Genomic DNA, 11,716 nt, shown 5'->3' on the forward strand with positions numbered 1-11,716 from the left:
AGAAGTATCTTGCCAGCAGGCAGTCGCTATGGCGGCTGGTGGTGGCGCTGGCCCACGCCCCGGCCCTCATGCCGTCCCTCTCGCACCCCAAGGAGATCTGAGATGATGGTTTTCATTTACCTGGCACTCGCCATTGTCGCCGAGGTCATCGGCACCAGCGCCTTGAAGGCCTCGGAGGGCTTCACCCGACTGTGGCCCAGCGTCGCCGTGGTGGTGAGCTATTGCCTGGCCTTTTACCTGCTGGGGCTGGTGCTTCGCAGCATGCCGGTGGGCATCGCCTATGCCTTCTGGGCGGGCCTGGGCATCGTGCTGGTCACCCTGGTGGGCATCCTGGTCTATGGCGAGAAACCGGACCTGCCGGCGCTGCTGGGTCTCGGCATGATCGTGGGGGGCGTGGTGGTGATACAGGTATTCTCTTCGGTCTCGGCCCATTAAGCTGGTGACCTTTCAGCCCTTTGGAGGTTTCATGTGTCGGCACCGGTTCTTCTGCCTGCTCTTGACCCTGCTGCCGCTGTTCGCCCAGGCGAATGGCTTCACCGAACTGGCTCGGATGACCGAAAGGGGCTTCCTGGTCGGTGCTGAAGCGCGACTCCTCGACACCGGTGAGGTGCTCGGTGCCATCGAGCCGGCACGACAGCTCTCGCCGGCCTCGGTGAGCAAGGCCTACCTGGCTGCCGCGGCGCTGGACCGCTGGGGCCCCCAGCATCGCTTCGTGACTCGTCTGGTCAGCGATGCCGAAATCGATGATCAAGGGGTCCTGCAGGGCGACCTGTTCATGGAAGGCGGCGGCGATCCCGCCTTGACTTCCGAGGACCTGTGGCGCCTGACCCAGCGACTCCACCAGGCCGGTGTCCGTCGGGTCAACGGCCGGATGGTCATCAGCCAGTGGCGCTTCGGTCCGGTGGAATGCATCACCACCGATCGTTGTGATGCCCGCTCGAGGGTCGCCAATGCCTACAGCGCCTTGCTGTCCTCGGCGGGCGTCAATTTCGGAAGCTGGTGTGTGTCCGTCGCCCCGGCGGCGACAGCCGGGCGACCGGCGAGGATTGTCAGCTGCGACAGCCAGGGCCGCCTCGTGGAGGTCGACAACCAGGTCGAGACCAGGCCCTACAACAGCGGCACCGAATTCAATGCGGAGCGGGTGACGCGTGAGGGCCGTGACGTCATGGTGCTACGGGGCCAGATCTCCACCAATGCCCTGCCGCGTGATGTCTACCGTGCCAGTTCGGATCCCGCCGAGCAGACGGCGGCGACCCTTCTGGCCATGCTGGCGGAGCAGGGCATAGCGGTGGAAGGCGAGGCTGTCACCAGCATCGCCGAGCCGCCAGCCAGCGCCAGACAGATCGCCGAGGTGGAGGGCAAGCCGCTACAGGAGTTGCTCCTGAGGACACTGAACTATTCCAACAACTTCATGGCTGACGTCCTGACCCTGGACCTGGTGGAGACGCCGCGAGCCGACCTCGTGCTGGGTGGCCAGGCAATCGAGCAGTTCGTGGCCAGCATTCCCGATCATGGCCCCTTGACCCTGCGTAGCGGCAGCGGCCTGACGCCGGAGAACCGCACCTCGGCAGGCGGCATCACTCGCTTGCTGGAGAGCATGTATTACCGGCCGGCGCTCTTCCCCAGTTTCGTGGCGAGCTTCCAGTCGCCGGAGAATGGGGTAATGCGCTTCATCCGTCGTGGTTCGCCGGCGTTTCGTCATCACGTCATGATCAAGACGGGAACGCTCAACCAGCCTGTGGCGGTACGCGCCGCCGGTGGCTATTTCCGCACCCAGACGGGTCGCTGGGGCGTCTTCAGTGTGATGGTCAACGGGACGTCAAGCACCCCCTGGCTGAACTGGACGCAGGTCCTCGACTCCCTGGCCGAGGACCTCGAACAGATGATCGCCGAGAACTGACAGGACACTGCCCATGAAACCCGGACATACCGGCTGGCGCCATCTGGTCCATTCCACTCAGTATTCCCTCAAGGGGCTATCCGCTGCCTGGCGACACGAGTCCGCCTTTCGCCAGGAACTGAGCCTTTGTCTGTTGCTGTTGCCGCTGGCCTGGTGGATCGGCCGGGGGCCGGTGGACTGGATCCTGATGGTAGGCAGTTGTCTGGTGGTGCTCATCGTCGAACTGCTCAACAGCGCCATCGAGAGTGTCGTGGACCGCATCGGTACCGAACACCATGAGCTCTCTGGTCGTGCCAAGGACCTCGGCTCGGCGGCGGTCATGCTGGCCCTGACGCTGGCAGGCCTGACCTGGGGATTGCTCGGCTGGCAGAAATTCCTTGGCTGATTCGTCCCGGGCGGGTGCCGGTACCGGCCCGGCTTGGTTATGCTGGGTGCATTGCTGAATCGACCTGCGAGACCCTCATGGCCCTTCCCGATGATTTCCTGCCACCGATCGATATCCCCGCGCCCCTTCGGGAGCCGCTGGCGCGACACCTGGAGCGCTTGTCCACTTCCCTCGAACAGGCCGACAACCTGGCCGACATGAACGGTGGTGAGTCCCCCCTTGAGGATTGGCTGGCGCTTTCTGGCGAACGACGTGAGCAACTCGCCAGGGTCCTGGCGATTTCCGAATTCGTTGCCGAGACTCTGGTGCGCTATCCCGAATGGCTATTGCATCTGGATGCCAGCGGTGAGCTGGAAGCGGCACCGGATGCCGAGAGCCTGGGCGAATGGCTGGATGAACGCCTGGAGGCGGCCGAGGACGAGGAGGCCCTGCATGCGGCAATCCGGCGATTCCGTCGCGCACGGATGCTGGGCATCGTCTGGCGCGACCTGGTTCGACCCCCGGGAATCGACATGTGGGCCACGGCGTTGGCGGTGTCACGCCTCGCCGAAACCTGCCTGGAGAGTGCCCTCGGCTGGCTCGAGAATTACCTGGAGCCGCGCCTGGGTCGGCCCCAGCGCCGCCGTGACGGGAGCGAGCAGCGCCTGGTGGTGCTGGGAATGGGCAAGCTGGGTGCCGGTGAGCTCAACCTCTCCTCCGACATCGACCTGATCTTTGCCTTTGCCGAGAAGGGCGAGACACAAGGCGGCCGCAAGTCCCTCGACCACCAGGAGTATTTCACCAAGCTGGGCCAGAAACTGATCACCGCCCTGGATGCCGTGACGGCGGACGGTTTCGCCTTCCGAGTCGATATGCGCCTCAGGCCCCTGGGCGATGGCGGCCCCCTGGTCGGCGGTTTTTCCTCGCTGGCCAGCTATTACCAGGACCAGGGCCGCGAATGGGAGCGCTATGCGATGCTCAAGGCCAGGCCCGTGGCCGGCGATTGCGAGGCCGGCGCCGAGTTGCTGGCCAGCCTGCGTCCCTTCGTCTTTCGCAAGTATCTGGATTTCGGCGCCATCGAGTCGCTGCGCGAGCTCAAGTCGATGATCAACCGGGAAGTGCGGCGCAAGGGCATGGAAGGCAACATCAAGCTCGGTCCGGGCGGCATCCGCGAGGTGGAATTCGTTGTCCAGGCCTTCCAGCTGATTCGTGGCGGCCGCGATACCGAACTGCAGATCACCTCCTTGAAGACGGCCCTGGAACGATTGCCCGAGCTCGGCCTTTTGCCCCAGGAGATCGTCGACGAACTGCTCCCCGACTATGCCTTCCTGCGTGACCTGGAACACGTGCTGCAAGCGCTCGAGGATCGCCAGACTCAGACCCTGCCCGAGGATGACGTCGACCGTGAACGCGTGGCCCTGGCGATGGGCATGGAGGATTGGCCGGCGTTGATCGCCAAGCTCGATGAGGCCCGTGAACGGGTGCGTCGACACTTCGATGCCGTCATCGCCGATCCCGAGGACGAGGTCGAGGATACCGACGAGTCACAGGCGTCCGATGGCGTGAGCCTGGAAGAGTGGCGGGCGCTTTGGCGCGGCGAGCTGGACGAGGGCGAAGCCGCCACCCTGCTGCAGGAGGCCGGCTTCGATGAGCCGGACGCCGCCGTGCGGCGCTTGAGCACATTGCGCCAATCCCGTCAGGTGACGGCCATGCAGCGTATCGGTTATGACCGTCTCGATGCACTCATGCCCTTGCTCCTCGATGCCCTGGCCGCCAGTGAGTCACCGGATCTCGCCCTGGAACGGGTCCTGCCGCTGATCGAGTCCGTTCTGCGACGTACCGCCTACCTGGCATTGTTACGCGAAAATCCCGATGCCCTGGGCCACCTGATGAGGCTATGCAGTGCCAGCCCCTTGATCGCCGAACAGCTCGCCCGCCATCCGATCCTGCTCGACGAGTTGCTCTCGCCAGATACCCTCTACACGCCTGCCGACAAGGCCCGCCTCTCCGACGAACTGCGCCAGGCCCTGGGCCGTCTGCCGGAAGATGACGAAGAGGCCCAGCTCGAGGCGCTGCGAGTCTTCAAGCATTCCCAGGTATTGCATGTGGCGGCCTCGGATATCGCGGGCACTCGGCATCTGATGAAGGTCAGCGACAACCTCACCTATATCGCCGAGGTGATCCTCGAGGCAGTGCTTGCCATGGCCTGGAAGCACATCACGCGCAAGCATGGTTTTCCCGAACGACGCGAGGGTGGCCGCGCCGGCCAGCAGCCAGAGTTCCTGATCGTCGGCTATGGCAAGCTGGGTGGCATCGAGCTCGGTTATGGTTCCGACCTGGATCTGGTATTCGTCCATGATGGCGCCTCCCGGGGCGATACCGACGGCAAGCGTCCCCTGGACAATGCCGTCTTCTTTACTCGCCTGGGGCAGCGCATCATTCACCTGCTCACGGCTGTGACGCCCGCCGGCACCCTCTACGAGGTGGACATGCGGTTGCGCCCCTCGGGCAACTCGGGCCTGCTGGTGACCTCCCTGGAGGCCTTCGCCGACTACCAGCGCCACCAAGCCTGGACCTGGGAGCACCAGGCATTGGTCCGGGCACGGGTGGTGGCGGGCCACGAGACCCTGGCAGAGCGGTTCTCGGCGATCCGCGGCGAGATCCTCGGACGCCAGCGTGATCCCCAGACGCTGCGCGACGAGGTGGTGAAGATGCGCCGAAAGATGCGCGATCACCTGGCCAGCAAGGGCAAGGGCGACGACTTCGATCTCAAGCATGATCTCGGCGGGATGGTGGATATCGAGTTCCTCTGCCAGTATGCGGTGCTCTCGAGGTCCCATGACGCGCCGGATCTATTGGCTTGGAGCGACAATATTCGTATTCTTGAGACCCTGGAAGCGACGGATCGTCTGCCGGAAGAGGATTGCCGGCGTCTGCGCGACGCCTACATCGCCTTTCGAGGTGCCGCCCATCGATCCGCCCTGACCCGAGAGGCGGGCCGAGGGCGAGACGCGGATTACCACCAACACCGCCAGGCCGTCATCGCGCTCTGGCAGCGGCTGCTCGAGCCGCCGGAAGTCGCTTGAGGCTCTCGCCGAGAGCCGACAACGCCCCGCAGGACGACGTGCTTCTGGCGGGGGTTCAACACCACACCATGAGAAGACGAAAGGACCTAGATTATGTCGATGGCTGACCGTGATGGTCTCATCTGGTTCGATGGCGAGCTGGTTCCCTGGCGCGATGCGAAGGTGCACGTGCTGACCCATACCCTGCACTACGGCATGGGCTGTTTCGAGGGGGTGCGCGCCTATGCCACCGACAAGGGGACTACCATCTTCCGGTTGAAGGAGCATACCGAGCGTCTCTTCGATTCCGCCAAGATCCTCGGCATGCCCATGTCATTCGATGGGCAGGTGATCAATGAGGCATGTCGATCCGCCGTGCGGGAGAACGGGCTCGAAGAGGCCTACCTCAGGCCTATGGTCTTCTTCGGAAGCGAAGGTATGGGGCTGCGCGCCGACAACCTCAAGACCCATGTGATCGTCGCCGCCTGGGAATGGCCCTCCTACATGTCGCCAGAGGCCCGCGAACTGGGCATAAAGGTGCAGACCTCCTCCTTCACCCGCCATCACGTCAATATTGCCGTGACCCGGGCCAAGGCAAACGGGCAGTACATCAATTCCATGATGGCACTGGCCGAGGCCCAGCGAGGTGGCTACGACGAGGCTTTGCTGCTCGATCCCCAGGGTTACGCCGCGGAGGGTTCCGGCGAGAATCTCTTCGTGATCAAGAACGGCATCATCTACACCCCGATGCTCACCTCCTGCCTCAATGGCATCACTCGCAACACCGTGCTGCACATGGCCGAGCACCTGGGTTTCGAGCTGCGCGAGAAGTTGATTACCCGGGATGAGATCTATATCGCCGACGAGGCCTTCTTTACTGGCACGGCGGCCGAAGTGTTGCCGATCCGGGAGCTCGATGGGCGAATCATCGGCGAAGGTCGACGGGGTCCGGTCACCGAGAAGATCCAGTCACTGTATTTCGACCTGGTGCGAGGGAAGCAGGCACTGGATGCCGGTTGGTTGACGCCCGTGGCCTGATGCGGGCCGTCTCTTCTCTCCCACTTGTGGCCCGCCTGTCGACGACAGGCGGGCCGCTGACGTAATGCATCGATGTTGTCTCTTGCCCAGTATGGACGCCTCCCGGCGCTTCTGAGAGGATTCCTGCTATATCACCGTGTCTGGGCAGCATCCTGGACGCGGTTCTTCAATCAGGCGGGATGCTGTCCCGGGAGAAACAAGCATGAGTCAAGGCAAGGTGCTGGTACTGCACGGACCCAACCTCAACCTCCTGGGGACCCGGGAGCCCGAGATATATGGCGAGGAGACCCTGGACAACGTCAACAATGCCCTGCGAGAGAGGGCCGTATTGGCGGACTGGGAGGTCGACTGCTTCCAGAGCAACCATGAGGGGGCTCTTATCGATGCGATCCAGGCGGCTCGGCTGGACGGTACCGTGGCGATTATCATCAACCCTGCGGCCTTCACCCATACCTCGGTGGCGATCCTCGATGCGCTGAATGCCTTCACGGGGGCCGTCTATGAAGTGCATATCTCCAACGTGCACAAGCGCGAAAGCTTCCGTCATCATTCCTATGTCTCGCTGCGAGCGGACGCTGTCATCGCCGGTCTCGGCACCCGGGGTTACCAGGCGGCACTGGAGGCGGTGATCAACTCCACTGCCAGAAACTGATTAATGGTCTTGCCCTCCTGCTGTTGCCTCGCGGGCCGCCCAGGCGCATTCCACCAATCTGTCGTCGGGCGAGGCGACCTGCATCGATTGTCACAAGGGCATCGCCCATGAGTTGCCCGATATGGGGCCAGATTTCCAGGCGGTTGTTCCTGGATTGCCCGGATTCGATTCCTGGGTAGCACATCTGGAACGTGATGGTTGATGGCGACGGCATTCAGCATTCGGGCCTGTCGTCTGCCTTTCCGACCCTCACCCGCCCCATGTTGCTGACGATGACCTTGACGCCTTCGCCGTGTCGGCCGCAGATCTCGAAGGTCCCGTTGTGACCTCGTGACCAGCCGGTGGCCTGATAGCGGATCGGGTAGTCACGGTTGAAGGTGACACTGGGGCCAGTGCTGCCCTCGAGGACCTTGAGTCGTTTGACATCGGCCAGATTGCCGCTGGGCGCCTGGCCGTCGACGACGACGAGCGGGTGATTCCAGTCCGTGAAGGTGCATGTCGTGCCGTCTGGCGAGGGAAGGGGGCAGACGGCGATGGTCGTTCGTCGGGTAATGGCGGTATTGCGGGCCAGGGCCAGAGCGGTCTTGAGTCGCATGACCTCGGCGGCTACCTCGTTGCGTGCCGTCATGGCCTGGAAGCCGGGTATGGCCCAGGTCACCAGGATGGCGAGCACGGCAATGGCAACAATCAGCTCGATCAGGGTGAGGCCATCCTGCTCATGCTTTGCCAGTTGGCCGGGCTTGCCGTTAAGGTACGGGGCATGGGGGATGTAAGCATGCATCTTGCCCTCCAGGAGAGACTCACTTTTCCCAAGTGGTTTCTTCACCCTAGTTGATTCGCCACACCTCTCTGTAAGCGATCTCGGACACTTATTTGTGAGCGATTTTCTGGTTGTGGGTGGCGGTGTCATCGGCCTGATGACGACACTGCAACTGGCCGATGCCGGCCATTCGGTGACTCTTGTCGAACGGGGCCAGTGTGGTCGCGAGGCTTCCTGGGCCGGCGGCGGCATTGTTTCGCCCCTCTACCCCTGGCGTTACAGTGCGCCGATATCGCGACTCTCCATCTGGTCGGAAGGCTTCTATCCCGAATTATCGTTGCGATTGCTCGAAGAAACCGGCGTCGACCCGGAGTATCGCCAGAAGGGATTGTTGTACCTGCGGGTGGACGACGAAACCCGCGCCATGACCTGGGCCCGGAAGGTCGGCAAGCCGCTGGAGCGAGTGGACGCCGACTTCCTGTATACCAAGGAACCTCGGGTGGCCCCGGGGTTCGATGAAGGGCTGTGGATGCCGACCCTGGGTAGCATCCGTAATCCACGTCTGGTGCGGGCGCTTTATACTCGCTTGGACGCCATGCCGAGGGTGAGTCTCCGGGAAGACTGTGAGGTCACCGGCTTTGCGGTCGAGCAGGGTCGCGCCACAGGCGTGGAGACCACGATGGGGACGATGGGTGCTGACCAGCTAGTCGTCTGTGGCGGCGCCTGGGCCGCGGGACTCCTGGCGAAGGTCGGCATCAAGCTGCCGGTTCGTCCGGTGAAGGGACAGATGATCCTTTTCAAGGCACCCAAGGACATGGTGCAACGCGTAGTGCTGATGGATGGACGCTATGTGATTCCCCGTGCCGATGGCCGAGTACTGGCCGGATCGACCCTGGAAGAGGCGGGATTCGACAAGACGACGTCCCGGGAGGCGCGCGATTCCCTCTGGGCCAGTGCCGTGTCCATCATCCCGGCACTGGCCGACTGCGAGGTCGAGCATCACTGGGCGGGGCTGCGCCCCGGGTCACCGGATGGCGTGCCCTTCATCGGTTCGGTACCCGGCATCGATAATCTGCACGTGAATGCCGGGCATTATCGCAACGGCCTGGTGCTGGCGCCAGCATCGACCCGGCTGCTGGTGGATCAACTGCTGGGGCGGGAGTCGATCCTCGATCCGGCACCTTATCGCTTGGAGGGGAGGCTGGTGGACGGGCTCAATAGCCCTGATTGAACCATCAGGGCTATTTCTGCCACTCGGCCCCGAGGCCTCTTGTCTCCGGCTTGGTCCTATTCCTTACCATCATCTGTCCCTTGATCCTGCGTCTTCTGTTCTTCCAGGTACTTGTCGCGATGGGCACTGCAGCAGAACCACTCGCCCTTCTCTCGCAGTGCGTCGTTTTCCGGCACATGGACCTTGCACCAGGTACAGCGGACCATCTTGCCGCCTTCCTGGCGCTGGTCTCCTTCCAGCAGCTCCTCCTGGCCGAGCTTGTATTCACGGTACATGCGATAGAGTTTCAGGCCGGCTAAGAAGAGCACGGCGAAGATGATCAGGCGAATGAGCAATAGGTTCATTCCTTATGGGACTCCCAGTGGAAGATGGCCGGCTTTGCCACTCGGCCGCCCTTGCGGGACAATGACGGCTACCCATCGATTCTCGAGAGATTTTCAAGCCCATGCAAGACCTGACGCTGGTAATGGCTCAGTTGGACTCGTTGGTGGGAGACATTCCCGGCAACACCGAGACGGCCATCGAGGCCGTCCGCGAGGCACGCATCGAACACGGTGCCGACATCGTGGTGTTGCCTGAACTCTTTCTGACCGGCTATCCCCCCGAGGACCTCTTGCTGCGTCCTTCAATGGAAACACGGTTGCGTCATGCCCGAAGCCATATGGCAGAGAAGATCGTCCGTGATGTCATGGTGATCGTCGGCTATCCCGGTCGTCGCGAGGGAAAAACCTGGAACCTGGCGGGGGTGTTGTACAACGGAGAATGGCGCGGCGAGTATGCCAAGCAGGCCTTGCCCAACTATCAGGTGTTCGACGAGCAGCGCTATTTTTCGCCAGGCAATCAGCCGCTTGTGATCGACCACAAGGGTGCCAGACTGGGCATCCTGATCTGTGAGGACATGTGGAGCAGCGAGCCGGTGCGCGCTGCCCGTGATGCTGGTGCCCAGATCCTGGTCAGCCTGAATGCCTCGCCCTTCCATCAGGACAAGCCAGCCGAGCGCCTCCGTCTGCTCGAGGAACGCGCCGCCGATGTGGCCCTACCACTGGTCTATGTCAACATGATCGGTGGCCAGGACGAACTGGTGTTCGATGGGGGTTCGGCCTGTGTCAGCGCCGAGGGCGAGCTGAAGGTTCAGGCTCCTCACTGGGCTGTGGGGTTGATGCCGGTGCAGTTCGTCCAGGAAAAGGGCCTTTGGGTTCCCCAGGCGGGAGAGACCGACCCCGAAGTGACGCCGGAGGAGAATCTCTATTGCGCACTGGTGACGGGCCTTCGCGACTACGTCAACAAGAGTGGCTTCAAGGGGGTGGTGCTGGGACTCTCCGGTGGCATCGACTCGGCCCTGTCCCTGGCCATTGCCGTGGATGCACTGGGGCCTCAGCGCGTGCAGGCGGTGATGATGCCTTATCACTACACGGCGGACATCTCGAAACAGGACGCCGCCGAGCAGGCCCGGATGCTGGGGGTGCCCTACGACGTCATGCCCATCGAGCCAATGGTCGACGCCTTCATGGAGACGCTGGCCGAGAGCTTTGCCGGCACCGAAAGGGATACCACCGAAGAGAACCTCCAGTCGCGTTGTCGTGGTGTGCTGTTGATGGCCATTTCCAACAAGAAGGGGCTGATGGTGCTGACCACCGGCAACAAGAGCGAGATGGCGGTCGGCTATGCCACCCTCTACGGGGACATGGTGGGGGGGTACAATGCCATCAAGGACGTCTACAAGACCTGGGTCTACCGGCTGGCTCGCTGGCGGAACAGCGAATCGCCGGCGATTCCCGAACGCGTCATCGAGCGCCCACCTTCCGCCGAGTTGGCTCCGGACCAGCAGGACAGCGACTCGCTGCCCGGCTACGATGTTCTCGATGCCATCCTGGTGCGCTATATCGAGGGCGACATGAGTGCCGAGGCGATCATCGCTGCCGGCTTCGAGCTCGATGACGTCTACAAGGTGGTCAAGCTGGTCGATCGCTGCGAATACAAGCGCCGCCAGGCACCGGTCGGGGTTCGTGTCACGCCCCGGGGCTTCGGGCGCGACCGCCGTTACCCCATCGTCAATGGCTGGCAGCCGGGGGAGTGACGGCGCTCGGCGCTCAGGCCGATATCGACTGGGCCTTGACGTGCTTGGGCTCGAAGGTGCGGCCGTGAAGTTGCTCATGCCGTGGGGCATTTTCCAGCAGAACCTGGAGCGTTTCGCGGGCACGGTCACGCATCTCGAGACCCAGATAGCCTTCCACCATGGCCGCCAGGGCATCCCGGGTGGCTTCTGTCTCGGGGTAATTTTCCACCACCCAGCGACCGCGCTCGACCGCGGCCAGGTAGGCCCCCTTGCGCAGATAGAAGTCAGCCACGTGCAACTCGTGGCGAGCCATGATGTTGCGCAGGTAGACGATGCGCTGCTCGGCATCCGGCGCATAGGGGCTATCGGGGTAGAGATTGACCAGTTCGCGGAAATCGGTATAGGCGTCGCGTGATGCGCCCAGGTCACGCCTGGAGATGTCAATCAGGCGCAGGCGTTCCAGGCTGAAACGCCCGGCCTGCCAGGCTGCCAGCCCGCGCATATAGAGGGCATAGTCGGCCTGGGGATGGCTCGGGTGCAGCCGGATGAAACGGCTGGCGGCGGCCCGGGTGGCTTCCCAGTCGTCGCTCTCGTAATGTGCATAGATGAGTTCCAGCTGAGCCTGTTCGGCATGACCGCCGAACGGGTAG

Annotated in this window: 11 protein-coding genes and 1 pseudogene; 9 read left to right on the forward strand and 3 right to left on the reverse strand. The window is 63.0% G+C overall.

Features of this window, described 5'->3' with window-relative positions:
* Window positions 1-102 precede the first annotated feature (102 nt).
* The 7 genes and pseudogenes from ACESMD_RS12435 to ACESMD_RS12465 all read left to right on the forward strand — a co-directional run.
* Window positions 103-435, forward strand: a complete 333-nt coding sequence (locus ACESMD_RS12435; protein WP_372613622.1) for an SMR family transporter — start codon at window positions 103-105, stop codon at window positions 433-435.
* A gap of 31 nt (window positions 436-466) precedes the next feature.
* The gene (dacB, locus tag ACESMD_RS12440; protein ID WP_372613624.1) at window positions 467-1,900 is read left to right on the forward strand and encodes a D-alanyl-D-alanine carboxypeptidase/D-alanyl-D-alanine-endopeptidase; all 1,434 of its coding nucleotides are present in this window, start codon (window positions 467-469) and stop codon (window positions 1,898-1,900) included.
* A gap of 13 nt (window positions 1,901-1,913) precedes the next feature.
* The gene (locus tag ACESMD_RS12445) at window positions 1,914-2,285 is read left to right on the forward strand and encodes a diacylglycerol kinase (protein ID WP_372613626.1); all 372 of its coding nucleotides are present in this window, start codon (window positions 1,914-1,916) and stop codon (window positions 2,283-2,285) included.
* A 77-nt stretch (window positions 2,286-2,362) separates the two neighbouring features.
* The gene (gene glnE / locus ACESMD_RS12450) at window positions 2,363-5,350 is read left to right on the forward strand and encodes a bifunctional [glutamate--ammonia ligase]-adenylyl-L-tyrosine phosphorylase/[glutamate--ammonia-ligase] adenylyltransferase (protein ID WP_372613628.1); all 2,988 of its coding nucleotides are present in this window, start codon (window positions 2,363-2,365) and stop codon (window positions 5,348-5,350) included.
* Window positions 5,351-5,443: 93 nt separating this feature from the next.
* The gene (locus ACESMD_RS12455) at window positions 5,444-6,367 is read left to right on the forward strand and encodes a branched-chain amino acid transaminase (RefSeq protein WP_372613631.1); all 924 of its coding nucleotides are present in this window, start codon (window positions 5,444-5,446) and stop codon (window positions 6,365-6,367) included.
* 202 nt (window positions 6,368-6,569) lie between these two features.
* Window positions 6,570-7,019: a type II 3-dehydroquinate dehydratase gene (gene aroQ / locus ACESMD_RS12460; RefSeq protein WP_372613633.1), complete on the forward strand. Its 450-nt coding sequence runs from the start codon at window positions 6,570-6,572 to the stop codon at window positions 7,017-7,019.
* Between the two features lie 40 nt (window positions 7,020-7,059).
* A pseudogene (locus tag ACESMD_RS12465) lies at window positions 7,060-7,221 on the forward strand (NapC/NirT family cytochrome c); the annotation flags it as partial.
* Window positions 7,222-7,233: 12 nt separating this feature from the next.
* Here the strand turns inward: ACESMD_RS12465 and ACESMD_RS12470 are convergent.
* The gene (locus tag ACESMD_RS12470; RefSeq protein WP_372613635.1) at window positions 7,234-7,800 is read right to left on the reverse strand and encodes a GspH/FimT family pseudopilin; all 567 of its coding nucleotides are present in this window, start codon (window positions 7,798-7,800) and stop codon (window positions 7,234-7,236) included.
* Window positions 7,801-7,894: 94 nt separating this feature from the next.
* Between ACESMD_RS12470 and thiO the strand changes: the two genes are divergently transcribed.
* A complete protein-coding gene (thiO, locus tag ACESMD_RS12475; protein ID WP_372613637.1) occupies window positions 7,895-9,010 on the forward strand; it encodes a glycine oxidase ThiO in 1,116 nt (371 codons plus the stop codon).
* 56 nt (window positions 9,011-9,066) lie between these two features.
* On the opposite strand, the gene ACESMD_RS12480 is transcribed toward thiO, so the two are convergent.
* Entirely contained in the window at window positions 9,067-9,354 is a 288-nt protein-coding gene (locus ACESMD_RS12480; RefSeq protein WP_372613639.1) for a PP0621 family protein, read from the reverse strand.
* Window positions 9,355-9,455: 101 nt separating this feature from the next.
* Here ACESMD_RS12480 and ACESMD_RS12485 point away from each other — a divergent pair, with 101 nt between their 5' ends.
* Complete coding sequence (locus ACESMD_RS12485; protein WP_372613641.1) at window positions 9,456-11,087, forward strand: NAD+ synthase; 1,632 nt, start codon at window positions 9,456-9,458, stop codon at window positions 11,085-11,087.
* Between the two features lie 13 nt (window positions 11,088-11,100).
* Here ACESMD_RS12485 and ACESMD_RS12490 read toward each other — a convergent pair.
* Window positions 11,101-11,716, reverse strand: a 616-nt coding sequence (locus ACESMD_RS12490) for an outer membrane protein assembly factor BamD (RefSeq protein WP_372613643.1), incomplete at its 5' end; no start/stop codon positions are given.

Source organism: Halomonas sp., from assembly GCF_041689495.1.
Lineage (GTDB): Bacteria > Pseudomonadota > Gammaproteobacteria > Pseudomonadales > Halomonadaceae > Halomonas.

What these genes read in the sequence shown, in the direction of transcription:
- ACESMD_RS12435 (WP_372613622.1), top strand. Translation starts at nt 103, where the DNA reads ATGATGGTTTTCATTTACCTGGCACTCGCCATTGTCGCCGAGGTCATC.
- dacB (WP_372613624.1), top strand. Translation starts at nt 467, where the DNA reads ATGTGTCGGCACCGGTTCTTCTGCCTGCTCTTGACCCTGCTGCCGCTG.
- ACESMD_RS12445 (WP_372613626.1), top strand. Translation starts at nt 1,914, where the DNA reads ATGAAACCCGGACATACCGGCTGGCGCCATCTGGTCCATTCCACTCAG.
- glnE (WP_372613628.1), top strand. Translation starts at nt 2,363, where the DNA reads ATGGCCCTTCCCGATGATTTCCTGCCACCGATCGATATCCCCGCGCCC.
- ACESMD_RS12455 (WP_372613631.1), top strand. Translation starts at nt 5,444, where the DNA reads ATGTCGATGGCTGACCGTGATGGTCTCATCTGGTTCGATGGCGAGCTG.
- aroQ (WP_372613633.1), top strand. Translation starts at nt 6,570, where the DNA reads ATGAGTCAAGGCAAGGTGCTGGTACTGCACGGACCCAACCTCAACCTC.
- ACESMD_RS12470 (WP_372613635.1), bottom strand. Translation starts at nt 7,800, where the DNA reads ATGCATGCTTACATCCCCCATGCCCCGTACCTTAACGGCAAGCCCGGC.
- ACESMD_RS12480 (WP_372613639.1), bottom strand. Translation starts at nt 9,354, where the DNA reads ATGAACCTATTGCTCATTCGCCTGATCATCTTCGCCGTGCTCTTCTTA.
- ACESMD_RS12485 (WP_372613641.1), top strand. Translation starts at nt 9,456, where the DNA reads ATGCAAGACCTGACGCTGGTAATGGCTCAGTTGGACTCGTTGGTGGGA.